Annotated in this window: 20 protein-coding genes and 2 pseudogenes; 9 read left to right on the forward strand and 13 right to left on the reverse strand. The window is 42.8% G+C overall.

The genetic code is table 11. From position 1 onward, the window contains the following. Positions 1-34: 34 nt before the first annotated feature. The 7 genes from C6W21_RS10525 to C6W21_RS10555 all read right to left on the reverse strand — a co-directional run bounded on the left by C6W21_RS10525 (position 35) and on the right by C6W21_RS10555 (position 9633). Positions 35-1363, reverse strand: a complete 1329-nt coding sequence (locus C6W21_RS10525; RefSeq protein ID WP_106050332.1) for a CitMHS family transporter — start codon at positions 1361-1363, stop codon at positions 35-37. 300 nt (positions 1364-1663) lie between these two features. Next, positions 1664-3730 (reverse strand): beta-galactosidase, encoded by a 2067-nt coding sequence (locus C6W21_RS10530; protein WP_106050333.1) that lies wholly within the window; start codon positions 3728-3730, stop codon positions 1664-1666. Between the two features lie 24 nt (positions 3731-3754). Beyond that, the gene (locus C6W21_RS10535) at positions 3755-4963 is read right to left on the reverse strand and encodes a glycoside hydrolase family 53 protein (protein ID WP_106050334.1); all 1209 of its coding nucleotides are present in this window, start codon (positions 4961-4963) and stop codon (positions 3755-3757) included. A gap of 11 nt (positions 4964-4974) precedes the next feature. Continuing rightward, on the reverse strand, positions 4975-5817 hold the full coding sequence (locus C6W21_RS10540; protein WP_106050335.1) for a sugar ABC transporter permease: 843 nt from the start codon (positions 5815-5817) through the stop codon (positions 4975-4977). A gap of 1 nt (position 5818) precedes the next feature. Beyond that, positions 5819-7057, reverse strand: a complete 1239-nt coding sequence (locus C6W21_RS10545; protein WP_106050336.1) for a carbohydrate ABC transporter permease — start codon at positions 7055-7057, stop codon at positions 5819-5821. A gap of 142 nt (positions 7058-7199) precedes the next feature. After that, positions 7200-8465 (reverse strand): galactooligosaccharide ABC transporter substrate-binding protein GanS, encoded by a 1266-nt coding sequence (gene ganS, locus C6W21_RS10550; RefSeq protein ID WP_106050337.1) that lies wholly within the window; start codon positions 8463-8465, stop codon positions 7200-7202. Between the two features lie 172 nt (positions 8466-8637). Beyond that, entirely contained in the window at positions 8638-9633 is a 996-nt protein-coding gene (locus tag C6W21_RS10555; protein WP_106050338.1) for a LacI family DNA-binding transcriptional regulator, read from the reverse strand. A gap of 172 nt (positions 9634-9805) precedes the next feature. On the opposite strand from C6W21_RS10555, the gene C6W21_RS10560 reads away from it, so the two are divergent. Next, entirely contained in the window at positions 9806-10705 is a 900-nt protein-coding gene (locus C6W21_RS10560) for a LysR family transcriptional regulator (protein WP_034660520.1), read from the forward strand. 15 nt (positions 10706-10720) lie between these two features. Here the strand turns inward: C6W21_RS10560 and C6W21_RS10565 are convergent, their stop codons facing one another. From C6W21_RS10565 to C6W21_RS10575, 3 genes and pseudogenes are all read right to left on the reverse strand, one after another. Next, complete coding sequence (locus C6W21_RS10565) at positions 10721-12397, reverse strand: hypothetical protein (protein WP_106050339.1); 1677 nt, start codon at positions 12395-12397, stop codon at positions 10721-10723. An 82-nt stretch (positions 12398-12479) separates the two neighbouring features. Then, positions 12480-12890 (reverse strand): hypothetical protein, encoded by a 411-nt coding sequence (locus C6W21_RS10570; protein ID WP_106050340.1) that lies wholly within the window; start codon positions 12888-12890, stop codon positions 12480-12482. Between the two features lie 12 nt (positions 12891-12902). Then, a pseudogene (locus C6W21_RS10575) lies at positions 12903-14079 on the reverse strand (lipase family protein); the annotation flags it as partial. Between C6W21_RS10575 and C6W21_RS10580 the strand changes: the two are divergent. The 6 genes and pseudogenes from C6W21_RS10580 to C6W21_RS10605 form a co-directional block, all read left to right on the forward strand. Then, positions 14063-14191: pseudogene (locus C6W21_RS10580) on the forward strand (DUF1433 domain-containing protein); the annotation flags it as partial. The pseudogenes C6W21_RS10575 and C6W21_RS10580 sit on opposite strands and share 17 nt — an antisense overlap. A gap of 100 nt (positions 14192-14291) precedes the next feature. Continuing rightward, entirely contained in the window at positions 14292-15227 is a 936-nt protein-coding gene (locus tag C6W21_RS10585) for a nucleoside hydrolase (protein WP_106050341.1), read from the forward strand. 92 nt (positions 15228-15319) lie between these two features. Then, entirely contained in the window at positions 15320-16177 is an 858-nt protein-coding gene (locus C6W21_RS10590; protein ID WP_106050342.1) for a MurR/RpiR family transcriptional regulator, read from the forward strand. A gap of 184 nt (positions 16178-16361) precedes the next feature. Beyond that, positions 16362-17906, forward strand: a complete 1545-nt coding sequence (gntK, locus tag C6W21_RS10595) for a gluconokinase (RefSeq protein WP_106050343.1) — start codon at positions 16362-16364, stop codon at positions 17904-17906. Between the two features lie 24 nt (positions 17907-17930). Further along, positions 17931-19259 (forward strand): GntP family permease, encoded by a 1329-nt coding sequence (locus tag C6W21_RS10600; protein ID WP_106050344.1) that lies wholly within the window; start codon positions 17931-17933, stop codon positions 19257-19259. Between the two features lie 89 nt (positions 19260-19348). Continuing rightward, positions 19349-20455, forward strand: a complete 1107-nt coding sequence (locus tag C6W21_RS10605) for a DNA alkylation repair protein (RefSeq protein ID WP_106050345.1) — start codon at positions 19349-19351, stop codon at positions 20453-20455. Positions 20456-20487: 32 nt separating this feature from the next. On the opposite strand, the gene C6W21_RS10610 is transcribed toward C6W21_RS10605, so the two are convergent. Beyond that, positions 20488-21825 (reverse strand): amino acid permease, encoded by a 1338-nt coding sequence (locus tag C6W21_RS10610; RefSeq protein ID WP_034660513.1) that lies wholly within the window; start codon positions 21823-21825, stop codon positions 20488-20490. Between the two features lie 319 nt (positions 21826-22144). On the opposite strand from C6W21_RS10610, the gene C6W21_RS10615 reads away from it, so the two are divergent. Beyond that, positions 22145-23659: a methyl-accepting chemotaxis protein gene (locus tag C6W21_RS10615; RefSeq protein WP_106050346.1), complete on the forward strand. Its 1515-nt coding sequence runs from the start codon at positions 22145-22147 to the stop codon at positions 23657-23659. Positions 23660-23699: 40 nt separating this feature from the next. On the opposite strand, the gene C6W21_RS10620 is transcribed toward C6W21_RS10615, so the two are convergent. Further along, a complete protein-coding gene (locus C6W21_RS10620) occupies positions 23700-24683 on the reverse strand; it encodes a Gfo/Idh/MocA family protein (RefSeq protein ID WP_106050347.1) in 984 nt (327 codons plus the stop codon). 144 nt (positions 24684-24827) lie between these two features. Further along, positions 24828-25187 (reverse strand): MerR family transcriptional regulator, encoded by a 360-nt coding sequence (locus C6W21_RS10625; protein WP_039182663.1) that lies wholly within the window; start codon positions 25185-25187, stop codon positions 24828-24830. Between the two features lie 313 nt (positions 25188-25500). Between C6W21_RS10625 and yidA the strand changes: the two genes are divergently transcribed. Continuing rightward, a complete protein-coding gene (gene yidA / locus C6W21_RS10630; protein ID WP_106050348.1) occupies positions 25501-26313 on the forward strand; it encodes a sugar-phosphatase in 813 nt (270 codons plus the stop codon). The last annotated feature ends 34 nt before the right edge of the window (positions 26314-26347 follow it).

The raw sequence follows: 26347 nt of genomic DNA on the forward strand, positions 1-26347 counted from the left end.
AGACATGCGTCGTTGTACGCATGTCTTTCTTTTTTTAAATGATACCGATCAGCAACGCCACGAACAGAAGGACAACACTGAATCCCCACATCCAGAAGAAGGAGTATCGGATATGTTTCCCCATATCGACTCCCGCAAGACCTATCGCAAGCCAAACGGCTGGAGCGAGTGGACTGACAAAGGTTCCGATGATGTTTCCAATCATCATGGCATACGCCGCAGAAGTGCCCGACACGCCAACCTCAGATGTAATCGATTCGACAATTGGCAGAAGTGCATAATAATAAGCATCTGTACTTGTCAGCATATCTAGCGGTACCCCAAACATCCCGACAATGATATGTAAGAATGGAAGCAGGAAAGCAGGTAGAATCTGAATGCTGTCCACAGCAATTGCTTTTAGCATGCCCGTTCCTTCGAGAATTCCTAGAAACGAACCTGCGGAGAAAATAACAGCCGCCATCATCAGTGCACTAGGTGCATGCGCCTTGATTCTCTCCATTTGTACATCCACTTTCGGATAGTTAATTAATAGTGCTAGAGAAAGACCAATCATAAACATATAACTAGCCGGAATCACGTTGAGTACAAGAAGGACAACTACGGCTATAAACAGAATGAAATTCACCCAAATCAAGTGATAACGTTTTAAAGCGGCGTCACCTGTCTCGCTAATGGATTGAATAGCCCGGTCCCAATCTGCGCCTTCTAATTGAACAGCTGCGATTTCGTTTGCAGCGATTTTTACCCGAATGCGTTTTTCTTCCCTTTTCCCTAAAATAAATGCCATTCCTAATACGAGAACGACTCCAATGAGCTGAATGGGAATGAGCGGCACCCAAAGTTCAGATGGGTCTATATTCAACACACTTGCTGCCCGTCCTGTGGGGCCAGCCCACGGCACCATATTGGTTAAGCCGGCACTCGTCCCGATCAATAACAGCAACAAGTAAGGACTCATATGTAATTTTTTATAAAGTGGAAGCAGTGCAGGTACAGTTAATAAAAAAGTAGTCGCTCCTGCTCCGTCTAAATGAGCGATTACACCTATTAGAGCTGTCCCCATCGCAACCGTGACAACATTTCCCTTTGTCAGTTTAATAAGCGCTTTTATTACAGGTTCAAAGAACCCTGTATCTTGTAAAATGCCAAAAAATAAAATGGCGAAGATGAACATGGTCGCCACTGGCAGTACTTTGATAATCCCTTCTTCAAAGAAGGATTGAATGTCATTAATCCCAAATCCTGCGATGAATGCCCCGATTAAAGGCACCATGACCATGGCAACAATTGGACTTGCTTTCCCCCAAATCAGCAATACAATAATCGTTAAAATAATCAATAATCCAACAAACGTTAACATAAGTCCCTCCCCCTACAATAAACCGTTTACATTTATTTACTTGCTCTTTTTATGACAATGCAGTCCCATATCTGCATTGAAAAAAAGGGTATCAAAAATATGAGTATTAGGCAACCGCTTTCATACCTATAAAATGGTGAAAAAGGATGGTGGAACCAGTATTGGCACGGGATCAAACATGTCAAAAAATTTAGATAAAATATGATGCTTCAAGGGCATTTATACAAAAAATATATTTATATAGGTATTTAGGATCATTGAAATAAAAGAAGCGTCCAATGAATGAACGCTTCTTTTAAATTATTTTTTCAAGATAACGTACTCGTAAGGTTCAAGCTGAAGCTGGTTTGCCACCTGCTCGTCAGTCAGCATATTTTCATAGCTTTCCACTGAATCTATTGATATGTTCTGCTGCTCTTCTGTAAAATTCATCATAAATACATAGTCTTGCGACCCATCTGTTCGTTTTTGTACACTGACTCCCTCTGGAATCACAGATGATAGGACGGGCTGTATACCCATTCCTGCGATGAGATCCTCGTAAAACTCATCATAAAAAATCTGCTCATTTTCGGAAGCCATATAGTATGCTTTTCCATCTCCAAAAGGATGGACAGTCAGGGCTGGCTGTCCTTCGTAGCAGCCATTCTCAAAATGCCCTAACACAGAGGCCGTTTCAGGATGAATGGATTCGCAATATTGGCCGACATGGTAGGTGCGTCCATTACCTGTGGTCATTAACACATGTTCATCTGGCATCAATGTGTTGATTTCCTCTGCCCAAATGCCAAGTACATGGCGGAGAGGGCCCGGGAAACCGCCGAGGAAGCAGAGATCATTTTCGTCGACCACGCCGCTCCAGTATGTCGCTACAAAAATGCCGCCCTCTTTGACAAAGGCTTCAATCTTTTCTGCGACGCCTGGTTTGATCATGTAGAGCATTGGTCCAACTAGTACTTGATAGGATGATAAATCCTTTTCCATGCCGACAATGTCAACAGGGATGCCTTTTTTCCAAAAGCTTCGATAGTGAGTTTGACAAGCCTCTACATAGCGTTTGTTTGTATTATTTAAGCCTTGCGCATCATCAATGGCCCAGTGGTTTTCCCAATCGTATATGATGGCGACTTCTGGTTGAACGGATGTCCCCGCGATGGGCTGCAGCTGCTCCAGCTGTTTTCCTAGATCAGCGACCTCTTGAAACACACGTGTATGTTCATGTCCGGAATGATCGACAACTGCGCCGTGGAATTTCTCGGAGGCACCTCGACCTTGGCGCCATTGGAAGTAAAGCACGGAGTCTGATCCGTGGGCAATCGCCTGTAGGGCAGAAAGGTGTGCCATTCCTTTGTGTTTGACCTTATTCACTTCATGCCAGTTCACTAGGCTCGGTGTACTCTCCATAACGAGAAATGGCTGTCCGTCCTTTAATGAACGATACAAATCGTGAACGAATGCAACGTTTGACGCTAATTCAGCAGTTGTTTCCCTGCCGCTATGCCATGCAGGGTAGCTATCCCATGAAATCACGTCGACCTCTTTTGCAAATTGATGATAATCCAGCCCAAGGAATGGGCGCATATGCGGGTAGTCGCCCATAAAGTTGGTGGTCACTGGGATATGAGGCGTCAATTCCCGCAGCGGTTCAATTTCATTTTGATAAAAATTGATCGTTTGTGCTGTGACAAAGCGTTTCCAGTCTAGGTTCATCCCGTGAATCATGTGCTCCCCGTGCGGTGCAGGTGACTCGATTTGTGACCAATCACTATACGTGTGGCTCCAAAAACCCGTCCACCATGCTTGATTCAAAGCGTCAAGGTCATGATTGTACTTGTCTTTCAAATAGTCTCGAAATGCTTCCTGGCAAAGATCACAATGACATTCGCCGCCGTACTCATTCGAAATGTGCCACATGATCAGTGCTGGATGATCCTTGTAGCGTTCAGCCAGCAGCCGGTTGAGTGTATTCGTTTTTTCTCGATAAACTGGTGAGGTGAAGCAATGATTATGGCGCAGTCCATGTAAGTTACGCTGACGGTTCGCTTCGACGCGCAATACCTCTGGATATGCTTGTGACAGCCAAGCAGGTCTTGCCCCGCTTGGCGTTGCGAGAATGGCGTGAGCCCCCTGTGCTGCCAAGCGGTCCATGATGTCATCCAGCCATGCAAAATCATACTGACCTTCTTTTGGCTCTAGCTTACTCCATGCGAAAATGTTGATGGAGAATGTTTGACAGTGTGCAAGCTTCATTAATCGAAAATCTTCGTCAATGATCTCCGGCATATGGAGCCATTGATCTGGATTATAATCGCCACCATGCAAGAATCCGTTTACACTTGGGTGAACGAGTGGGTAACGCTTTCCCATTTTGTCACGTCCTATTCCTTTTAATTACGGTGTCATTTGTTTAAATACATCTAAAGAAGGCAGTGCTTTTCCGTTAAAATCAAACATCGCTTGATTTTCCCAAGCATTTCCGGCCGTACCGGTTGTTTGGATATAAGCCAGCCCGTATTGACTTGACCACGGAGCACCTTTCGCAGGAATCCAAAGCGGCTCCCAATAAAAGAACCCTTTTCCGCGATTGTTTTTCACTTGTGAAATTTTCTCTGATAGATCTCGTATAAAAGATGCCTGACCTTGAGGTGAAGCCGGGTAGCCGGCTGTTTTTACAGAGTCTTGATTAAATGAATTCTCTAGGTTGTCGCCATTTGCTGTTGTAAAGCCGTAGGCGGTTTCTACCACGATGACATCTTTGTTATAGCGGGCGCTAATATCATTCATATTGTTAGTAAGACCACTAAATCCGCCGTCCCAATACGGGTAATAAGATAGACCGATCGTATCGAATGAGACGCCTCGTTTTGTGATTTCATCAAACCACCAGCGGGACGCACCATTGTCCCCTCCATGTGCAAGGTGAAGCATGATTTTGATGTTAGAATCGACAGAGTGGACAGCATTTGTGCCAGCCTTTAGCAAAGCGGCGAGCCTGTCAAATTCACCGCCGCCTTCGCCCCAACTCTTTCCGTTCGGCCAAAGCATACCTGAATTCAATTCGTTTCCGACCTGTACCATATTTGGCAGGGCATTTTGTGCTCTCATCGCTTTGAGTACATCCCCTGTGTAAGTGCCGACCGCTTTTTCTAAATCGCTTTGTGAAAGAGATGCCCAAGCTTTCGGTTTGAACTGTTTACCAGGATCGGTCCAGAAATCACTGTAGTGAAAATCAAGCAGCACTTTCATATTTTGTGCTTTTGCACGTTTCGATAAAGCGATGGCTGTGTTTAAATCATTTGTCCCACCATTATAGGCACGGCCTTGGTTGTCGTATGGATGATTCCACAGTCTGATGCGCACGTAGTTGACACCTTTATCCTTTAATAGCTTGAGCGGATCAACCTGCTGTCCGTTCTGGTTGTAGTATTTGCCGCCGCTTCTCTCTACTTCCGCAAGCATAGAGATATCGGCTCCTTTGATGAAATCACCTTGCAGTCCATTAATCGGCTGAACAGAAATCGTATCGGCTTTTGCTTCAGGCAAAATACCTATTCCCATCAAAAAGAAAACGACAACCGTGACGAGCATCCATTTTTTCATCAAATCTCCCCTTATCCTTTTGTCCCGCCTTGTGTGAGGCCGGATACAAATTGTTTTTGTAAAACAAGAAACAATAAAGCGACTGGAATCGCAATGAGTAAAGCCCCGGCTGCAAAGGTCGTGTAGCTTGCTCCCATTTTGTCTGACACAAGATTGTACAGACCGATCGGGAGTGTATACATTTCGGGTGAGCGGACAATGACACTGGAGATGATGAAATCACCCAGTGGTCCTGTAAATGAGTTGATGGCGACAACCGCCAAAATCGGCTTAGCAAGCGGCATAATAATTTGGATGAAAATCCGGAAATGCCCTGCGCCGTCCATTCTGGCTGATTCATCGAGATCCTTCGGAATCGCATCAAGATAACCTTTCATTAAATACGTATTCATCGGAATTTGTCCACCTGCATAAATCAAAATCAGTGCAAGATGACTGTTAATCAGTCCAAGCATTTGAGCCAAAACAAAAATCGCAATTAGCGCTGAAAATTGAGGAATCATTTGCAGCAGCAAAAAGAGAATCAGTCCATTTTTCCTTCCTTTGAATCGGAACCTAGAAAAGGCATAGCCTGTAAAGCTGACAAGAATTAACGTTAAGAGCATAGTCGCAATACTGATTTTCATGGAGTTCCAATACCATTTTGCATAAAGTGCTCCCTGACCGAAGAAGAGCTCGGTAAAGTGGCTGAACGTTGGATTCTTCGGAAACATACTTGTGCTCATGAGGCTGTTTCCAGGATTAAAGGAAGCACCGATTGTCCAAAGCAGTGGATATAGAATACAAATGGAGGCAATGAAAAGGATAAAATAAGTAATGCTCAGGCGAATGAGCTTGGTTTGTTTTGATCCCATATCACATCATGTCCTCCTCTTTGAATGAATTCGTTCTCTTAAACTGCCAGAGTGCAATGGCGATGACAAAGATTGAGAGTAAAATCGTGACAGCCGCAGCGAGTGCATATTGAGAAGACTGCATCGTAAGTTTATAAATCCAAGAAACCAAGATGTCCGTTCCCCCAGCGGTTGACCCCGCAACAGGCGGTCCTCCGCCATTAAATAAATAGATGATATTAAAGTTGTTAAAGTTAAACGTATATTGTGTGATGAGTATGGGTGCAATGGAATAGAGGACAAGCGGTAACGTGATAGACCGGAACTTCTGAAAGAAATTGGCTCCATCTATGGTCGCAGCCTCATATAAATCCTCAGGAATCGCCTGCAAAACACCGGTTGTCATGATGAAAACAAAAGGGAATCCAAGCCAAGTCTGCATCGCAATGAGGGCAATTTTGCTCCAAAATGGATCTGTCAGCCATGGTTTTGGATCAATCCCTATCGATGCAAAAAGTGTATTGTTAATGGCTCCAAATGTATCATTGAACAGTCCAGCAAACACCAAAATGGTCACAAAGCCCGGAACAGCCCAAGGTAGAATCAAAATTGTTCTAAAAAATCGTTTTCCCTTTAAATCCTTCTGATTGAGCAGAACCGCTAGAAAGATGCCGACGGCACATTGAAGGGTCGACGCAGCCAAAGTCCATACAACGGTCCAGCCAAGTACATCAATGAAGGTGTCTCTCCAAATATCAATAGAAAAGATATTTTGAAAGTTCTTGATTCCTACCCAGTCGATCAGATTGGCAGGAGGCGAGTGGTATAAATCATAGTTCGTAAAGGCAAGCGCAAAACTGAACATAATAGGAAAGACAACAGAAAATAGAAGTAAAAAGAAAGCAGGAGTGCTCATTAAGTAAGGGAAGCCTTGATCGATGAGCTGATGATATTGAGCACGGATGGAATGAAGTGGAACCCCTTGATCCCGTTTCTTTCCGTTCATAAAAGCATCACGCATCATGAGTACGTAAAAGCCGATACCAAAACCAGCTGTTAACAGCGCAATAATCCCCTTTGCTAAAAGAAAAACAGAGTTGTCACGAGGCAGCATCGTCCCAAGTGTGAACAGCCCCCAGAAGCCAATATTGAATAAATCATAAAATACAATCAAAAAAGAGACGCCGAACAGGAAAAAGAGTGCCCCTTTGCCGTACTGTTTGTTGTATATCTGCCCCATCCCGGGTATAAAGGAGAACATTAGCGCCCGTCTCCGGTGTGTTTTTGATTCCACTGTGTGTGTGCGGTCTAGTTCAAGGTTACCCGTCACGTCTAACACCTACTTCATATGAAATTAATCAACTACGAGCAGCTTGATACGCAAGGCTACCCGCATTTGATGGTTATTTGGAGTGATTTGCTTTAATTTGAGAGTCAATTTGATTGACCGCATCATCAAATGTCTTTTTCACATCTGTACGGCCGGTTGCAATCAGCCCTAATGCGCTGTCAATCGGCTTCCACACCTCTTCCATTTCAGGATTGTTCGGTGTTAGCGTGGCATATTTCGTTTGTTTTGAAACAGCATTCGCATTTGCGTTTTCAGTAATGATTGGATCTTTCATTAGCTTTTTCACTGGGGGAATTTCCTCTGTCACTTCAAAGCGCTTCTTCGAATTTTTTTCGTTCGTGATAAACTCAACAAATTTCTCAGCGAGTTCTTTATTTTTAGAATAAGAGGAGACGTTGTAGCTCTTCACGCCTAAGAATGAGCTCATATGTTTTCCGTTAGGGAGTGTTGGCAGTTCAGTCACGCCATAGTCAATGCCGGCTTCTTTATATGGACCAAATGACCACGGACCAGAAATAAGAGCCGCTGCCTTTTCCTCTGTGAATAAGGAGTTGAGGACGTTGATGCCTTGTTCACCAATGATGCCTTTCGGGAAAAGTCCTTCGCTAAAGAATTTCTGAATGTATTCTCCGCCTTCGATGGCGCCATCGTTGTTCAGACCGATATCATTGACATCATAAGAGCCATCGCTTTTCTGTTTGAAAATATAGCCCCCTGATCCGCCTAACACACTTTGTGCGTAGTAAATTTCATCCCATTTCGCGACAAAACCGTATTTCCCGTCCTTTGTCAGCTTTTTCGAAAGCTCATACCAGCCATCGAGTGTAGTTGGTACCTTCTTCACTAGGTCTTTGTTATAGAACAGCACTGTTGTTTCAACGGATTTTGGCAGACCATACAGCTTGCCATTCACTGTTTGTGATTGAATGGCTTCGTCTATGAAGGAATCAATTATTTTTTGATCTGGTTTGATTTCCTGTAATAGCCCTTCGGTTACAGCTGATCCAATCTGATTGTGAGGCATGGTGATCACATCTGGACCTGTCCCGGCTGCTCCATCTAGACGGAGAGCTTCAATTTGGTCGGCATATGCTTTTTCAACCACTTTGATTTTCACATCATGTTGTTTTTCGAATTCTTTTACAGCGTCTTGAATCCCATCAGACTTTTTGACATCCTCCCACACTAGCAAGGTCTTTGTACCTGTAGATGCCGGCTGTGTACCGCTTGAATTGTCATCTCCCGGTCCGCATGCTGAAAGCAGAAGCACAGCAGTACCAACGACTGCTGATAATGTCGCCCATTTTCCCTTTTTCATTGGTAATCCCCTCTCGTTCTTTTTTCACGGATGATAAGAAAACGCTTTCTTAATGTGAGAATATCAACTTAAGTAAAAAAAGTAAACATATTTAATTAAATTTATTAAGTAAATTTTTTTACTTATAGGAAGAGAAAAGAAGCCCTCCACATTGGGCGGGGCTTCCAGTTGTTTATATCGTACTTTTTCGAAAGACAGGTTCAGAGGCAATCAGCACAGTTTTGGGTAATGTTCTGCCGTCCACAAGTCTTTCTAACAGTAAATCGACTGCTGTTTCACAAAGTAAAGACGTGTGGATATGATACGTGGTGAGCGGTGGTGACACATATTGAGACACATGAATATCGTTGATACTAAAGACGCTCACGCGGTTCGGCAGAGAAAATCCGCGCTCGTTTAATGCTTGTAAGCAGCCGATGGCAAGAGGATCACTAGCGACACAAAAAGCGGTGGGCAGGTCATCACCAAGCTCATCAATCGCCTTCATCATCAGCGAATAGCCTTCATCAACTGAGAAATGGTGACCGACATAGACCAATCGCTCATTAAGGACATTGTGAGTCATCGTATATTCACGGAAAGTCGTTTCGCGAATATCTGGTATATGCATATTCGTATTCAGATCAAGGTCTGTGCCGCCAACGAATCCAATGGATGTGTGCTCTTTTTCAATAAAAGAATCGATGATCTTTTCAACAATTCGTTTCAGGTTTGGCTTTACAGAATCAAAACGGTCTTCATCCGGTGACGTATCAATAAAGACGATATGCTGAGTGATCGCATATAATTGATCAAGCTCTGACGTTTTAAATCGGCCGATGGCGATGATCCCTTCTGTAGAAGGATCAATGGAATGAAGCCCATCAGACGGATTGTAAGCGGCAACATTTAAACTCCGGGTATTGGTGAGCTCCTCAATGCCCAGGCGAATGGATTTAAAATAAATATCTTCAAGCTCTTCCTTTTCGGTCATCCAATAGAGAAAGGCGATTTTTTTTAATGAATGTTTGAATGTTTTCTTTTGATAGGACAAAGCTTCTGCGGCGGCGTATACTTTTTCGCGTGTTTGATCCGTGACAGATAGATTGGGATCTTGGTTCAGTACGCGAGATACAGTCGCAATGGATAATCCAGCTTTTTCAGCAATGTCCTTTATTTTTGCTGACAAATCAGCACCTCCTATAGAAAATATCTCCTCTTAGTATAGAGTCTTTAAAAAAATTAGTAAATATTTTTATTAAATTGTTTTCAGTAAAGCGCTTCTTTACGCACTGGGAAGGAATTAGTAAGATATATATATGAAAGGTATTGGATTAAGATTTCTGATAGGAGAGGGACCGATGTATTACGATGCACTGAAGACATTTGTGACAGTCGTGGAAGAGAAAAACTTTACAAAAGCAGCCCAAAAGCTGCGGATTTCACAGCCGAGTGTCAGTCTTCATATTAAGAACTTGGAGCAGGAATTTCAGACCGTTCTGCTGAATCGTTCGCCAAAGCAATTAACTGTTACACCAACTGGGGATATGCTGTACCATCGATCAAAACAAATCATTCGTTTATATGAACAGGCGAAGCAGGATATTTATGAGCATCATCATCTCGCAAGAGGGAAGCTGACAATCGGGGCGAGTTTTACCATTGGAGAGTACGTGCTGCCGCAAATCTTAGCAGAGTTTCATCAGCTCTATCCGCATGTTGATATTGAGGTGGTCATTGATAACACAGAGGCGATCGCCAGACATGTCCGCTTATTCCATGTCGACATCGGTTTAATCGAAGGACAGACGAATGATAAAGAACTAACTGTCGAAACTTTTCTAGAAGACGAGCTTTATATCGTGGCGCCATTGGATCACCCCTTTGCTAAGAAAAAGGATGTCACGATTGATCAGCTGCAAAACGAAACATGGATCACGAGAGAAGAGGGATCAGGTACCGGAGAATACTTACAGCACGTCCTGAAATCAAATGGATTGAAAGCACGGACCTTTGTGACATTTAGCAGCAATCAAGCGATTAAAGAAGCTGTGATCCACGGAATGGGGCTTTCTGTTTTATCTAAATATGTCCTTCAGCGAGGCAGCATTGGCGGTGAATTGGCTGTCATTTCTGTGAGAGGAATGGATTTCAAACGAAAATTCTCCTATGTCGAGTCACCAATGACAGGGGGAAATAAAAATAAAGAGTTGCTCGTTGAATTGTTAAGGAAAGAGAGAAAAGACGCTTCTCCTCAGTAGGAGAAACGTCTTTTTTTATAAACCTTTAATTTTTAATTCATCAACTGGAAGGAAGATTTCACCTGTATCTGTGTATTTCATGGTGACCTGATCGCCTTCTTTTAAATAAATGACGAGAGGTTCTTTTTCAGATGACATGGTGTAGTTTTTCCCATCGTCTAGCAGGAAGGTGACGGTTGTATAATCACCGGTCTTTTCTTTATAGACTCGTTTGACTTTCCCTGTAGCTTCTTTCTTTTCCTGCTTAGATGAACTGTTGACGGTGCCGCCGCCTTTTTGAAGAGCTGTCTTATAGGCTCTCAGTGCTTCGTTTGGTGTTGAAGCGTACGCAGCGATTTCAGGATTGGCTGCCGAAACGATAAAGTAGTTTTGCAGGAATCCATTTGAATCGAGAACCGGTGTGAGCCAGCTGGCTTCTCCATAGAAATTATAAAGAATCGGCATGCGGCCTTTCCATTTTTTCTCGATGAAACGTTTCTCAATAATTTGCAGAGCGCCTTGAGAATCCATGTAAGACGCTTCAAGATTTCCGGTATAATAAGTCGCTTTTCCTGTCCGGGCATTTGTCAGGGCATACCCAAGCATCGAATCAACGCCCTCTTTCGGACTTGTGAAATCTGTGAAGTAGTACATATCTCCTTTTGAATCAAACACCGGACTCACATTGGCTTCTGTTCCTTCATCTGAAGGCAGCTTCACATCTGATTTTCCAAACATACTATTCCAGAACCCGTGAATATAGTTTCCGAAATAACTGTTTTGCAGACTGACCGCTTCTGGTGAAACAGCCCCATCAATAAAAGCAGGTACTTGATCTAAAGCATATTTCTTCGTTGCACCTGTTTTGGCATCAACAACGACCACGCCTGATGCTTTAAAGCCGTTTCGCGCCGAGATAAAATCGCCATACGTGCGAATGTAATAAGGCTTTCCATCATCATTGATTTCCAGCTGTGTGTCGCCGTAGAAAATCAAATCAGGATACTGAAGGCGGATATGCCGCTCAATTTCTTTGTTGAAATAAGAGGAAGGTGTGTAAACCATCTCTGTTTTCACAAACTTTGGATTAGCAGATGAGTCGGTCGCACTTAATGTAAAGTAACCCGGCGTACTGCCCGAACGAATCCATTTAAAGAAGTCCGAGAACTCCACTGGGGCGATGTACACATACTCACCGTTGACCTTCTGGATTTGCAGGCTTCCAAGCTCATAGTAGCTTGTGTTTGGAACCTGTCCGAACGATTTCTTCATTTTGTTCCGAGCAAATTGAGGCGGTACACTCGCAGGTGTTTCCGTCTCATCAAACGCTTTGATTTCCACTTTTTGTTCCATTTTGGAGACATCAAATTTCTCATTCGCATTGAATAGAAAAGCTGTCGCCAAATAAACACCGAGCAGTAATAGAATAAGAAACAGCACGCCTTTGATCTTACGCTCCAATCCAACTGACAAAAAGGCGCCTGCTGCTGTCACAACAAGTCCAATCAGCCATAGGGATGAAGGGTTACGATCCAAATTGGTCATGTAATAGAAAACAAAAATACCGACCATGAACAGCAAAGCAAGGCCTGCAATCCACATAAGCGGAACCTGCTGTTCTGCCCCTTTCTTTCTAACGATCAACCTGAGCGGTGTGAGCAAAAGGGTTAAGACAAGACCGATCACAACCGAAAATAACAAAATATATCCCACAAACAGATCTCCTTTCAAATCAATCACTCTTTTAGTATATACGAATGAGACGGGGAAAAGATTCATCGGACGGAAGGTTCATCTAAATGCCAATTGAGTTGAAGGCGGATTGAACATCTTCTTTCAGTTCGTAAAACTTGAGTATTTGCTCGATTTTCTCTGTTAAGGCGTCAATGGCTTGTCCTGACATATGCGTATGGATGCGCTTTTGATGTTTATACACTTTGATCTGAAGTTCATCAATTAGATCTAAAATTTTTCCCGCTTCTTGGCGGTCTTCTGCAAATTCATGTTGAAGCTGATGCCGGATGGCTCTGATTAGCGCTGTTTTCTGTTTTTCTTTGATCTTTGCTTTCAAAGCAGCCAGCTCTGCTGGTGTCATGTCTTCAGTGTGAAAGTTGGTTTGAGAAAAGACGGAGCTTGATGTATGCGTATCTGTCATTCGTTGCAAAAAACGGTCTGCATCTGTTGGTTGTTTCTTTGAAAATTCCATTCTTCGTTCTCCTTAAGAAATGCCCATATTCTTTGCCAGGGCTGTATCTGCATCATGGTATTCTTTCCCTAGCTGGCTCATATCATCTGATATTGAGTCCAGCCACCTTTTTATATTCATAGCGCTATCAATCGCTGTATCATACTTTTTGACTGAATAGAACTCGTTCAAGTCCTTCCGCTTTTAAATGACGAATCACGGCATCCACATCTGAAGCCGTCAGCTGTTCATAGGAACCAAATCCAACAATCTGTTTGTATCTCGAGCGTACCCGTTCCACAGATTGATCCACTTTGTCATCGAGTTTCTCGATTTTGCGAATGATTTGCTGCATATCGTGCTCGGCAAGTGATGAGAATTGACGACCTGTGTTCATGAGAACATGCGACTTGATTAAAATCGCCACCACACTTTGCGGGTGAATATTCGACTGACTCAATTGGTGTAACATGGCGGCAGCGAGAGAAGGATTTTTTCTCAACTTATCATCAATGGTTTCAACGGAGCCATCTGATGAAAATGCATACCGATCTAAGCCATGGCTGCCAGCGAGGGCTTCAAGAAACAAATTTGCATCCAGTGAAGGATTGACACTCATTGCCCGATTGAGGAGGTCTTTCATGAATTGGACGGCTTTGGAGGGGTCCTCGGAGTAATCGACGCCTTCAGGTAAAGCGGCATCATACATCACTTTCACACGACCGATTTCTGTCGTATGTCGATTTAAAAGAGAAAGCCCGTCATTGAGATTGATATATTCTGTTAATCTACTACGGTAATCACCTTTTAATGCTTTAGCTTGTAGGCCATCCGATAGATTGGGATAAATATTCGGATTCTCAAAGGTAACCCCGCCTTTAATAAAATCATTTTTGACAAGAACATAGGACGCATTCGACCCGCCGAGTGAATGGCCTGTCACATACATCTTGGCATTCGGCATTTTCTTATGTATTTCTTTCGCATACTGATCCGCTTGAACCATTTGATTCTCTGCACCATTTTCAAACGGAATATTTTTAATCAGATACTTTGTATCCGAAACCATCCAATCTTGAACAATTTCATTTGTATAGGTGGTTGTGCCTGTTGTCATCTTAGTCGTCACTTCCTGTAAAGCCTTCGACCGACTAAAAGGAGGCAGCTTCGTCAAAATGGTAGAAAGAAGATCATCTGACTCTTTATCAGACCGTTTTGAGAACTGGGATGAATTTGATCCACAAGTGAAAGAAGATTTTTTGAATAGTCTCTCCAAAAAAGAACACGAACAGTATCTGAAAGACATTGGAGGAAAAGAGTAAAAAAACATCCGTTAGCCGTTTGTTCCCTAAAAAATGATGACCAAAGTAATATGCTATCATTCCCCTAACAACACTTACAAATAAGGGAGAGGTTTCAACCATGGAAAATACAAAGAAATTGATCTTGGACGTAGACACTGGAATCGATGACGCCATCGGGATTTTGCTGGCAGTGAAAAGTAAGCAGTTTGATATTTTAGGGATTACAACGGTATGTGGGAATGTGTCTGTTGATGCGGCTACATTGAATACATGTAAAGTGCTAGAGTTGGTTGAGGCAGATGAGATCCCTGTTATCAAAGGGTCAGCTACACCTCTTTTAAGGCCGCCTCATTATGAACATCGGGTGCATGGAGAGGATGGAATTGGCGGTGCTTTAAAGGATGCTCAGCCTAAGAAGAAAGCAGATGCTGGTTTTGCGCCTGATTTTATCATCGATCAGGTGATGAAGTATTCGAAGCAGGTTACGCTTGTGTTGACAGGACCTTTAACAAATTTAGCCCTTGCGGTGAAAAAATGCCCTGAGCTGATTCATCACGTCAAAGAAGTCATTTTTATGGGTGGTGTCGTGCAGGGACAGGGAAACGTCACACCGGTTGCAGAATTTAATACATATGCAGACCCAGAAGCGGCAAAGTTAGTGCTTGATGCAGGGTTCCCTTCATTGACCCAAGTGGGATTAGATGTCACGAGACAGGTCTTGCTAACGGATGAGAGAATCGATGCGATTCAGAATGAAACGTTGGCCAGTTATATTAGAGAGAGTACAAGCATTTACCGCCAGCGCTATTTTGAGCGGAATGGTATGTGGGCGTGTGCCATGCATGATCCGCTTGCTGTAAGTCTTGCCATTGACAAGCAGCTCGTGGGCACACAGGCTTTTCATGTGGACGTGGAGACGAAGAGTGAGTTTTGTGATGGCCAGATGATCTGTGATTTTCAGCATCAATGGGAGAAAGAGCGCAACGTTCAAGTGTGTATGGATGTAGATGCTGACGCTTTCTTTGATTTATTGATCAAAACGATGAATGCTTAGAAAAGAAGTCTGTGCAAACAGGCTTCTTTTTTATAAGATGGGAACATGAGGAAATGTATGCGCTGACATGAATAAGGGAGGAGTGAAGTCAATTGGCTTCTGTTAGTTTAAGTAGTATTGAAAAAATACGAGCAGCAAGCAGAGGATTGCCGCCAAAGCTGAAAGGAATTGCAGAACATATTACGAGTGAGCCCCGCGACATCATCCATTTGTCTATTGTAGAGCTTGCGAAAAAGACAGCAAGCTCAGAGGCAACGATTTTTCGTCTTTGTAAAAGGCTTGGATTTGAGGGCTTTCAAGATTTGAAGATTGCTATTGCCCAGGAAATAGACCAAACAAAGCCTGATTATGTAGATGAAGAGATGAGTCTTGATGATGATACGGCTGTTTTTATGCAAAAGGTTTTTCAGGCGAATATATCTGCTTTAAAGGATAGTTTTCAATTGTTGAATCCAGAGGATGTAGAAAAAGCTATACAAATCATTCATGAGGCAAAACGCTTAGAGTTTTATGGGAGTGGCGGGTCTGGGCTCATAGCGACAGACGCTTTTCATAAATTTATGAGGACAGGTATCAACTGTATTGTTCACACAGATTCTCACTTTCAAGCGATGTCTGCTGGTCTCCTTGATCAGCACAGTACAGTGATCGGTATATCTCATTCTGGACGTAATAAAGATTTACTCGATGCGATGAAAACAGCAAAGGGAAAAGGAGCCAAAGCCATCGGCATTACAAGCTATCAGCGCTCTCCATTGAGTCAGCTTGCAGATGTCACGTTGTATACAGCGACGCAAGAAACGGCTTTTCGAACAGAAGCGATGTCTGCAAGACTTGCTCAGCTGACTGTCATTGATGTTCTATATTTTGCACTTGCTCATTTAAGGCAGCAGGAAACAATAACAAATTTAAAGCAAATGCGAGAAACCATTTCACAAAAAAGGGTGTAATGATTCCAAAAATAAATTTTTCTGATAGTGAAAGTGCTGCTATGGTAACGATTGTGAGCTTTTGAATGAAAATAATTTTCTTTTCGGTCGTTGAATGTCGAAAAAATTATTTTTATAATGGGGTTTAACAGGTATATCAAAAACTACATATGTGATTTCAAATCAATGATTGGGCGTGATACAGATGAAGGGTAACCAGGCGGTAATTGGTTTGGATATTGGAACAACAAGTACAAAGGCGGTTCTGTTTGGACCTCAGGGGAAAGTGATAGCGAAGCATTCAGTTCCTTATGAGCTCATTCAGCCCCAGCCAGCATGGGTTGAGCAGGACCCTGAAAAGATATTAGAAGCCGTCATTGCGAGTGTAAGAGGTGCATTGACGAAAGCAGCGTTTGATGCCGCAAATCTCATAGGCATCGGGATTAGTACTGCGATGCATTCCTTAATTGTGATGGATGGGGGTGGTAAGGCGTTAACGAACAGTATCATTTGGGCAGATAACAGAAGTGCAGAACAAGCGAAACGAATCATATCAGACATGGATGGCTTCCACATTTATAAAAGGACAGGTACACCAATCCATCCAATGTCACCGCTTTCAAAAATACGTTGGATGAAGGAAATGGCACCTGATGTCTTCAAGAAAGCAGCGAAATTTATTTCTATTAAAGAATATATTCTTTATCATTTCTTCGGTCAGTATGTCGTCGATTATTCAATCGCTTCAGCAACGGGTCTATTCCATTTGGAAACGCTTCAATGGGATGAGAAGGCGCTTCGTATTGCTGGAATTGAAGCTAGTCAACTATCTGAACTTGTCCCAACGACACATCAGCTGAGAGGACTTCAGCCTGAGATTGCACTGCGCATGGGCATTAAGGAAGATACACCATTTGTCATTGGTGCGAATGATGGTGTTCTAGCGAATTTAGGTGTGGGCGCGATTGGCAAAGGAGAGGTGGCTGTTACGATTGGGACAAGCGGTGCGGTCCGTACGGTTGTAGACAAACCAATCACAGATGAGCAATCAAGAACGTTCTGCTATGCGCTGACAGATAAGCATTGGGTTGTAGGAGGACCGACCAATAATGGCGGGATCATGCTGAGATGGCTGAAGGATGAATTTGGATCTTCAGAGGTGGAGGTAGCAAAGCGCCTTGGTGTGGACCCTTACGATTTGATGATGGATATTGCGGAAAAGATTCCAGCAGGCTCAGAGGGATTGCTGTTTCTGCCATTTTTATCAGGTGAGCGTGCACCTTATTGGAATCCAAATGCGAGAGGCACCTTCTTTGGGATCGGTCTTCAGCATAAGCGGGAGCATTTTATTAGAGCTGTGTTAGAAGGCGTCATTATGAGTGTTTTCTCGATTGGTGTTGCCTTAAGAGATTTAACCGGGTCTGCAAAGGATGTCAGAGCTTCGGGCGGATTTGCACGATCTCCGCTGTGGCGGCAAATTTTAGCGGATACGATGGGCAGAGAAGTACTTGTTCCAGAAAGTTATGAAGCGTCAGCACTTGGGGCAGCTGTCCTTGCACTTCATAGTTTAGGTCAAATGGAAGAGATAGAAGAGGTTCAAGAGTGGATTCGAATCTCTGCTCGTCATGAACCTAATATGAAAAACAATGAAACTTACATAGAGCTGTTTTATTTATATGAGCGTCTCTACGACAAACTGAAGGATGAATTTGATGTCATTAGTGCGCTGCAATTAAAACAAAATCGTTAAACATCAGGGAAAAGGTGGGAGAACATGCTTTTATTCATCGTGATTGCGGCGATTGTCCTTTTACTCATTCTCATTACAGTCGCTAAGCTGAATCCATTTGTGAGTTTAATTATTACTTCGATGCTAGTGGGCTTTGCTACGGGGATGGATTTGCAGGAAATTATTCAATCGATTAAAACGGGATTAGGCAATACGTTATCATTGCTGGCCATTGTTCTAGCGCTTGGTACCATGCTTGGAAAAATGATGGCTGAATCGGGGGGAGCAGAGCGGATAGCTCAAACTTTAATCGGCCGGTTTGGGACGAAGAATGTGCATTGGGCAATGATGTTTGTTGCCTTTATCGTGGGGATACCTGTCTTTTTCCAGGTCGGTTTCGTTCTTCTCATTCCTTTACTTTTTACAATTGCCATTGAAACAGGCATCTCGCTCGTGACCATTGGGCTCTCGTTAATCGCTGGCTTGTCTGTCGTGCATGGACTAGTGCCGCCTCATCCAGCGGCAATGGCAGCCGTTGGCATCTATCATGCCAACGTGGGGAAAACCATTTTCTTCTCTATTATTGTCGGGCTGCCGACAGCGATTATTGCCGGACCGTTATATGGTAAGTGGATTGGAAAACGGATACATAAACCAGTTCCGGAGATGCTGAGAAAGCAATTCACTGAACGAAATGAAGATCGAAGGCTCCCCGGCTTTGCGAATACGATGTTTACCATATTGGTACCGGTGATTCTGATGCTTCTTGCCACATTGGCGGACATTATCTTACCAGAGGACAATATGTGGTTCCAGGTATTCAAGTACATCGGAGATCCAATTACAGCACTGCTGATTGCAACGGTGTATTCTTTCTTCAGTCTTGGCTTTATGCAAGGAATGAGCCGTGACCGGGTGCTTTCCTTTAGCAACGATTGCTTAGGGCCGATCGCTTCCATCTTGCTTGTCATTGGAGCAGGCGGGGCTTTCAATAATGTGCTCATTGATTCAGGTGTTGGTGATTATATTGCAGATGTAGCTAAACACTCACCGATCTCACCGATTTTGCTTAGCTGGCTGATTGCTGCGGTGATTCGTGTAGCAACAGGATCTGCGACGGTATCTATGATGACGGCAGCAGGTATTGTAGCCCCAATTGCTGCAACTATGCCGGATGTAAGCAGAGAGCTTCTTGTGTTAGCAACAGGAGCGGGTTCGTTAATTTTATCTCACGTCAATGACTCTGGTTTCTGGCTGATCAAAGAGTATTTTGGTATGACCATTAAAGAGACGTTTTTGACATGGACGGCTATGGAGACAATTATTTCCGTTAGTGCCATTGCATTTATTATGATCATTAATATGTTTATATAGCGAACAACAGCCTGGTTCTTTGGAATTGGGCTGTTTTTGATTGTTGTGATACCACTTTCTTCAGATTGGGGTAAAATAATGATATTGAGATGTGGGAGGCGGACACGATCGAACCTTTAAAACATGTGTACCATGAATTATTTATTCAAGAATTAGCGGAGAAAATTACGCAGGCTTCGACTGTATTTGATGCTGAGCAATTCCAGCGGCTCGTGCTTCAAGAGGATTGGCAGCAGCTTGAGTTAAAAGGACGGATGAGAAGAGTCACTGAATCGATGCATGCCTGTCTACCTGAGGATTATGAGCAGACAGTTGAGGTATTGCGTCAGGTAGCCCCGCATTTTTCAGGGCTTAGTGCGCTCGTATTTCCAGACTACGTCGAGACGTACGGCCTGGCACATTGGGAACTCTCGATCAAGGCGCTCGAATTCTTCACGCCCTTTTCCACTTCTGAATTTGCCGTTCGGCCATTTCTGATTCAAGATCAAGACAAAATGATGGCGCAAATGCTCGTATGGTCTCAGGATCAAAATGAGCATATACGGAGGCTTGCTAGTGAAGGGTGCAGACCGCGTCTGCCATGGGGCTTATCTGTTCCTTCGCTTAAAAAAAATCCTTCGGTCACGCTGCCGATTTTGGAAAACTTGAAGTCGGACACGGCGCGGTATGTGCAAAAAAGTGTAGCGAACCATCTAAATGATATCTCTGCAATTCAGCCAGATCTGATGAAGCAGACGGTTCAAAAATGGTATGGAACTAACAATCATACGAACTGGATTGTCAAACATGCATCCCGTACCTTACTCAAAAAAGGAGATCCGGATATCATGGCTTTGTTTGGCTATGGAGACGATCCATCCGTTCAGGTAACGGATTTGAAGGTAGTGCAAGATCCTATTCGTATCGGTGAGAAAATGACTTTTCATTTTACTCTTCAAGCCGATAATCCGCTAAAGCTGCGTGTAGAGTATGCCATAGACTACGTCAAAGCCCGGGGGACCCGCAATCAAAAGGTATTTAAAATCACAGAGTTTGAAACTGGCTCAGCACTACATAGAGAATTCGTCAGGTCACAGTCTTTTCAAAATATGACGACGAGAAAACACTATGAAGGAACCCATACATTAACAATGATCATCAACGGCATCCCGAAAGCGTCAGTTGATTTTGAAGTGACAGAAGACAGCAGCTCATGAAAAAAACCCGCCATTGAGGCGGGTTTTGGCGTTTAAGCCTTCTTTTTCATTAAGAATGAAGCAATGATGGCTGCGACTAAGAAACCGATGCTGATAATCGAGCTAGGCAAGTTTTCTGGTCTGAATAGAAACATCACAAAACTCACACTTAGTACAAGACCTGCAAATAAAGTCAAATACGGAAACAGCCACACCTTGAAATACGGCTCCTGTGGATATTTCGGGCGAAGTTTCAGATGTGCCATGCAAATGCTAATCCAAATGAGTGAAACAGCAAAACCAGGAATAGCCAGCATATAACTGAAAATTTGCTCAGGATATAAGTAAGCAAAAAATGTTCCGATGAGGAGAAAAAGAACGGTCACCCATAAACTCAAAATGGGTACGCCTCTTTTGTTGACCTGTGCCAGTTTTTTTGGACCGCCATCTGATTTAGAGAGAGAATGCATCATTCTCGTCGTTCCATAAATGCCAGAATTGGCCGCAGATAGAACGGCTGTAATCAACACGAAATTAATGAAATGAGAGGCGCCTTGCATACCGGCTGCTGAAAAGACTTGAACAAATGGACTGTTGTTTGGATCAATTTGATTCCAAGGAATGAGTCCGCAGATGATCAAAATCGGCAAAGTGTAAAATAAGATAATACGCCACATCATACTTTTAACAACACCAGGCAAGACCTTCTCGGCATCTTTTGTTTCTGTAATGGTCAGCCCAATCAATTCAGAGCCCCCATAAGAGAAAATAACGACTAATAAAGATGCAAAGATCGCACCCCATCCGTTCGGGACGAAATTTTGATAGTTGGTGAGTGCAGGTGTGCTTTGTTCGTTCGGAATGATTCCAAATAATAGGGCTGCACCAAGAATAATAAACACAATAATAACGAAAATCTTCATTCCAGCGAACCAAAATTCAATTTCACCAAAATATTTTACATTATTTAAGTTAATTCCGATGACTAAGAGTGAGCAGAGTAAACATAGTGACCATAGCGGCACGTTCGGCATCCAGTATTGAAGCAAGCTGCCTGCTGCGATAATCTCGATGACACACACAGTGAGCCACATGAAACAGTAAACCCAGCCGACGACAAATGAAAAACGTTGACCAAGCGCAATCTGTATAAGGTCGCGAAGGTTATTTCCCGGATAGACAATCGCCATTTCGGCTAAGGCTGCCATCACGATGAGCAATAATAATCCGGCAAATACATAGGAAAAGATGACCCCAGGACCTGCTAAACCGATTGTATCGGCACTTCCTTTAAAGATTCCTGTACCAATGACCCCGCCCAATGCAATCATGCGAATGTGACGCGGTGATAAAAGCTTTTTTAATTCTTGTTGTTCCTGATTCGCGCTCATGACGTTCTCCTTTTTTAAAAATGCTTATGTTCCATTTTCTTTTTTCGAGACGTCAGTGTCAATATAAAAAAAGAGATTTTTCAGACAAAAAAGGCGGTTGATTCTATCAAATGATACACTTTTATCCATAAATTCCTTTTATCATCCACCACCAAAATATGAAACTTCGTGAAGAAATGAACATTTATCTTATTTCTGACATAAACAATTTTCAGTTTTTGTCGATATATCTTTTGTGATACTAAAGTCCTAATAAAGAATTGTTTATAACTGTAAAATATTTCAAAAGTGTATGAAGAAGTGAAAGGAGTTATGAAAAATGTTTAAGAGAAAAGCAAATGATTCATCGTCGGGAACCCTTTTAAATGAGAGCAGTCAATTAGTAGAACGAATTGAGAAGGGAGACCTTTCAGCAAGAATAGATACTGCTGCATTCTCTTCAAGTCAAACGATTGAAGCAGTAGCCCAAATAAATGAAGCTTTGCAAAAGATGCAGGAAGCAAATGAAGATATTCAAATGCGGATGAATTTAGTGACAAAAGCCATTCAAGTTGGTTTATGGGATATGATCGTTGTCGCTGGAGATCCGGTCAATCCAAAAAATGAATTCACATGGACGGATGATTTCCGCAAAATGATCGGCTTTCAAAATGAGCACGATTTTCCGAATGTTTTAGACAGCTGGGCATCTCGAATTCATCCGGATGAACAAGAATATACCCTAAATGCATTCTCTACGCATTTATTGGATCATTCGGGTCGTACCCCATATGACATCGAATATCGCTTGAAGTTGAAAAACGGAGATTATCGCTGGTTCAAAGCAACTGGAACGACCATTCGTGATCGAAATGGTGTCCCTCTTCGTGTGGCGGGAGCTCTTTTTGATATTCATGATCAGAAATTGAAAGAAGAAGAGCTGCAAGCATTCGTGACGAGATATGACTTGATCAACCGTGCGCTTGTGGAAGCTCCTTGGGACATGGTCGTAGAGGCCGGCGATTCAGTCAATCCAAATAACGAGTTCTGGTGGTCCCCGCAGTTCAGAAAAACGCTTGGCTTTACGGATGAAAAGGATTTCCCGAACGTGTTAAGCAGCTGGAGCGACCGTCTGCATCCTGAGGATCAAGAAAAAGCTCTCCAAGCTTTTGCAGATCATTTAAATGATCACTCTGGACGCACACCATTTGACATTGATTACAGATTACAGAGTAAAAATGGCGAGTATCGTTGGTATCATGCCGGTGGTGAAACCATTCGTGATGAAAAAGGTGTTCCTCTTCGTGTGGCTGGAACCATTCGTGACATCACGTTAGAAAAAAACAAAGAGAAAACAGCGAATGAAATGGCTTCACAAGTAGAACAGCTTTCAAGTTCTATCAGCGAGATGGTATCAGGCATCAGCTCTGTGACAAACCAAGCGCAAGAGCTTGCTGTTGCCCAAGAGCAGTCAACATCTGCTGCCAATCTAGCAAAAAATAGTGCAGATGAGACGAAAAATATTTCTGACTTAATCAAAGAAGTAGCGAACCAAACGAACCTGCTTGGTTTAAATGCTGCGATTGAGGCAGCGAGAGCTGGTGAGCAAGGAAGAGGATTCTCGGTCGTTGCAGATGAAGTGCGTAAGCTGGCGCTTCATAGTGCCAATGCAACGGAGAATATCGAATCTAGTTTAACGGAAATGAAAACGCAAATTGATGAAATTCTTGAAAATATTTCGAACATGACAGCTCTTACACAAACACAGGCTGCTTTAACAGAGCAAGTAAATGCTTCAGTCGATGAAGTGAACCACATGTCTCAGCGCCTTGTGGCCTATTCAAAGAGTATTTAATCATCAAAACCGCCCTCTCATAAGAAGGCGGTTTTTTTCATTAAAATTGATCTGCAGGGAAAACAATGCCTGCATCTTTTCTTGCAGCTTCAAGGACTTTCAATACAGAGAGACTTTCATCAAGCCATGCATAGCACTGTTCATAATTTTTTGTTTCAATGATGTGCTGAAAAGCTTCTGCTTCATAAAACAGGCGGTTTAAATTTGTTTGTGCATTGAGTGAGATCACCTGATCATTCACATGAAGCAGCACTTCCTCGCAGCCATTCGCCCCATTTTTCACATGAATGAAGCCTTTTTCTCCTTGAATCAATGCAAAATTCATGCTGCTTGTATCCTTACTGCCGACACTTGTCGCAATGAAATCATTGTAGGTGAAAGTCAAAACACCAGATGTATCGATGCCATTTGGATGACGGTTTGCCTGGTAGCGGACCTGCTTCGGTGTTCCAAAGAGATTCATGATGAAATGGACATTATAGATATTAATATCCATCAACGCTCCTCCTGAGAATTCAGGGTTAAAGACATTTGGCGTTTCACCGGCTAGCAGCTGATTATATTTGCTTGAATATTGACTATAGTTGCATTGAACCAGTTTGATTTTACCTAATTGATGAAGGTGCTTTTTGATTAAATGATAGTTTGGCATATGAACGGTCGTAATGGCTTCAAATAGGAGAAGCTGCTTTTCCTTTGCGAGAGCGATTAAGGCTTCCAGCTCTTTGACATTAGAGGTGAAAGGCTTTTCGCAAATCACATGTTTTCCGTGTTCCAATGCAGCCGTGGCATGCTCGCTATGTAATCGATTCGGTGATGCAATATAAACGGCTTCAATGTTTGGATCTTCTAGCATAGTCCTTAAATCCGTATAAGTTGTTTTCACACCAAATTGGTCTGCGAGCTTCTTTGCCGTTGCTTCCTTTCTTGAATAGACGGCATGACAAGAAGCGCCGTCAAGCTGTTCAATCGCTTGCAGAAAGCTTTCCACAATCACACCTGTCCCAATGGTTGCAATGTTCATTCTACTCAAAACCCCTTCCACTCGTTTGATATCAAGTAAAGCTGTCTCTAGTATAACTGATGTTTGAATTGCACGTGCACTTGAGACCTGGGCGGAGAGGGGCACCAGTGGCAAACACTGGCACATCTTTGGCAGTCCTTACAATTAGCTGATGTTCGCTAATGTTTGTTTTGTTAACAATTGAATGGCAGCTTTCCTCTTCTTTAACTCTTGAATGGAGTGTTGAATATCCTCAACTTTTTGTTCGAGCAGCTGTTCAGCTTCTGTCTTTGATTGTTTTTCAAATAGTGATTTGATAATTTCGCGAATTTCTTTGAGTGAGAAATCTAGCTTTCTTGCTTCTGTGATAAAGGAAAGCATGAGTACATATTTTTTATCATATAAACGATAGCCGTTATGTGCTCTTTTTGGTTCGGGGAGCACACCCTCATTTTCATAAAAACGAATGGTTTCAATATGTACACCAGACATTTTTGACAATTTACCTCTAGTAAACGTAATCATTCCCTGCACCTCCTTTCTTTGCTATCCATCATACAATTAGATTTGCTAGTTTCAAAATGTTCAGTGGTGAACATTTGTTTTCATTTCCCCGTTGGAAAAGGGGAGAAACTCTGTTTAAAGCAGGATGAATAGAATACGATATAATAGAGTAGGCAGATGACAATTTTGTTACAGGTGAGAACAAGTAGACAGCGTGATGAAAAAACGATAGGCTAATATAGGTAAATAGTAATGATATAACCTGTCATCATATAGATGATGGCTCAAAATAGTGACAGCAGCACGTTTTTTGCTGAGAAAAGGGGATCAGTGAATGTATAAATTAGTTGCAATTGATATGGATGGTACGTTATTAAATGATCAACATATGGTGCCAGATGAGGTGTTTGAAGCCATTCAACAGGCGAAGGCAGAGGGAGTTAAAATTGTATTATGTACAGGACGGCCTATTGGCGGAGTGAATCGCTATTTAGATGATCTTCAGCTCAATCAAGAGGGAGATTATGTGATTGCCTACAATGGGGCGCTTGTCCAAAACAGTCATACAAATGAAGTGGTGTCAGAACTGACGTTATCCTATGAGGATTTAACTTCTTTATATAAGCTGAGCCGTGATCTGGATACACCGATGCATTATTTCGATTCCGCTCATTTGTACACTCCGAATCGTGATATTAGTGAGTACACAGTACTTGAATCTTATTTAACAAAGCTGCCGCTTAAATATTTACCTGTTGAAGAGGCAGATCCTTCAATGAGACTTCCGAAGATGATGTATATTGATCAGCCAGAACGGTTGGAAAAGACGATACAAGCCATTCCATCTGAAGTGAAGGACAAGTACATGATGGTGAAAAGCACAGATTTCTTCCTTGAAATCCTGCATCCTGAAGTCAGCAAAGGGAATGCCGTGAAGCTGCTAGCGAAAGAGCTGGGGATTGCTCGTGAAGAGGTCATGGCCATTGGTGACAATGGGAACGACGTATCGATGCTAGAATTTGCGGGCTGCGGCGTTGCCATGGGAAATGCCATTGATGATGTCAAAGCAGTAGCGGATGTTGTGACAAAATCCAATAATGAAGCCGGAGTAGCACATGTCCTGCATGAGTTAGTTTTAGGAAAATAAACAAAAAAGCGGTCTACCAGTGAGGTAGCCGCTT

It is taken from the genome of Bacillus sp. NMCN1, from assembly GCF_002998085.1.
Taxonomy (GTDB): Bacteria; Bacillota; Bacilli; order Bacillales; family Bacillaceae; genus Bacillus.